The sequence below is a fragment of the Parasphingorhabdus sp. genome (assembly GCF_041748495.1).
Lineage (GTDB): Bacteria > Pseudomonadota > Alphaproteobacteria > Sphingomonadales > Sphingomonadaceae > Parasphingorhabdus.
The window spans coordinates 1-2,220 of sequence record NZ_JBGTDD010000081.1 but is presented as its reverse complement, the minus strand read 5'-3'; the positions used below and the strand labels follow the sequence as shown (position 1 = coordinate 2,220).

The following is a 2,220-nucleotide window of genomic DNA, read 5'->3' as shown; positions in this document are numbered from 1 at the left end:
ATCGGTTCGCGAAGGGCAGGATTTCTTCCCGCTCACCGTGCACTATCAGGAAAAATTCTCAGCCGCCGGCCGTATCCCGGGTGGTTTCTTCAAGCGCGAAGGCCGTGCGACGGAAAAAGAAACGCTGACATCGCGTTTGATCGACCGTCCTTGCCGTCCGCTGTTCCCCGAAGGTTTCTACAACGAAATCAATGTGATCTGTCAGGTCATGAGCTATGACGGCATCAACGAGCCCGACATATTGGCGATGGTTGCAGCGTCTGCTGCGCTGACCATTTCCGGTGTTCCGTTCATGGGCCCGATCGGCGCGGCTCGCGTGGGCTACAAGGAAGGCGAATATCAGCTGAACCCGAGCATGGATGAAGTCGCTGAAGGCGAACTTGATCTGGTGGTTGCCGGTACGATGGGCGCTGTGATGATGGTTGAATCGGAAGCACAGGAGCTGTCCGAAGAAGTCATGCTCGGTGCCGTGCAATTCGCGCATGATGCATCCAAGCAGGTTGCAAACCTGATCATCGATCTGGCCGAACAGGCTGCGAAAGAGCCATGGAAGCTTGACGCTGGTGACGACAATAGCGCGATCAAGGACGAACTGCGCAAGCTGGTCGGAAAAGATATCGCTGCGGCTTACAAGAAAACCGACAAATCGGAGCGTTCGAATGCTCTGAATGCGGTTCGTGACAAAGCCAAGGAAAAATATGCCGACGCAGACGGCCAGACCCAGATGACCGCCGGCAAGATGGTCAAGAAGCTGGAAGCCGAAATCGTTCGCGGTGCGATCATCAAGGATGGTACCCGGATTGATGGCCGCAAACTCGATCAGGTTCGCCCGATCGAAGCCATGGTTGGCCTGCTGCCTCGGACCCACGGTTCGGCTCTGTTCACCCGCGGTGAAACCCAGGCGATTGTGACGACCACCCTCGGAACAAAAGACGCCGAGCAGATGATCGACGGGCTTGACGGCTTGAGCTACACCAACTTCATGCTGCACTATAACTTCCCGCCTTATTCGGTTGGCGAAGTTGGGCGTTTCGGCTTTACCAGCCGCCGCGAAACCGGTCACGGCAAGCTCGCTTTCCGCGCGCTCCGTCCGGTATTGCCGACAGTGGAAGAATTTCCTTACACGATCCGGGTGCTGTCCGACATCACCGAGTCGAACGGCTCATCCTCGATGGCGACCGTTTGTGGCGGTTCACTTGCGATGATGGACGCCGGTGTGCCTTTGGCGCGTCCGGTTTCCGGCATTGCGATGGGCTTGATTCTCGAAGGCGAAGAATTTGCGGTTCTGTCCGACATTCTCGGCGACGAAGATCATCTCGGCGACATGGACTTCAAGGTTGCGGGTACCGAAAAGGGTATCACCTCCTTGCAGATGGACATCAAGGTAGCCGGCATTACGCAGGAAATCATGAAGTCTGCTCTGGAACAGGCCAGTGGCGGTCGTGCGCATATTCTCGGTGAAATGAGCAAGGCGCTTAGCGGCACCCGTACCGAAATGTCCGAACATGCTCCGCGCATCGAAACCTTGCAGATCAACAAGGAAAAGATCCGCGACGTTATCGGTACCGGCGGCAAGGTCATTCGCGAAATCGTTGCGGAAACCGGCGCTAAGGTCGATATCGACGATGAAGGGCTGATCAAGGTTTCCTCTTCCGACAAATCCCAGATTGATGCGGCGATCGCATGGATCAAGGGCATCGTCGAAGAAGCGGAAGTCGGCAAAGTCTATGACGGCAAGGTTGTGAACCTGGTCGACTTTGGCGCATTCGTGAACTTCATGGGCGGCAAGGACGGTCTCGTCCACGTGTCTGAAATCAAGAATGAGCGGGTCGAGAAAGTCTCTGACGAACTGAGCGAAGGCCAGGCCGTCAAGGTCAAGGTTCTCGAAATCGACCAGCGCGGCAAGGTTCGCCTGTCGATGCGGGTTGTGGATCAGGAAACCGGTGAAGAGTTGGAGGACACCCGTCCTGCCCGCGAACCGCGCGGTGACAAGCCTCGTGGACCCCGCCGTGATGGCGGTCGTGACGGAGGTGGTCGTGGACGCGATGGCGGTGGACGTGGCCGTGACAGCGGCGGACGCGGTCGGAACAACGACGGTCCAAAGGATGAAGGCGGCGGAGATATTCCATTGCCTGCTTCGATCACCGAAGACTAGATTTCCGCAAAATGAAAAACCAGGGGCCCGGAGCGATCCGGGCCCTTTTTTTTGACGGAGAGCCG

The 2,220-nt window shown here is 57.1% G+C and carries 1 protein-coding gene; it reads left to right on the top strand.

The genetic code is table 11. The features are described from left to right. Positions 1-2,155: polyribonucleotide nucleotidyltransferase (gene pnp / locus ACEW8J_RS06570; protein ID WP_373490843.1), on the top strand; the 2,155-nt coding region annotated here is incomplete at its 5' end. Positions 2,156-2,220 lie beyond the last annotated feature (65 nt).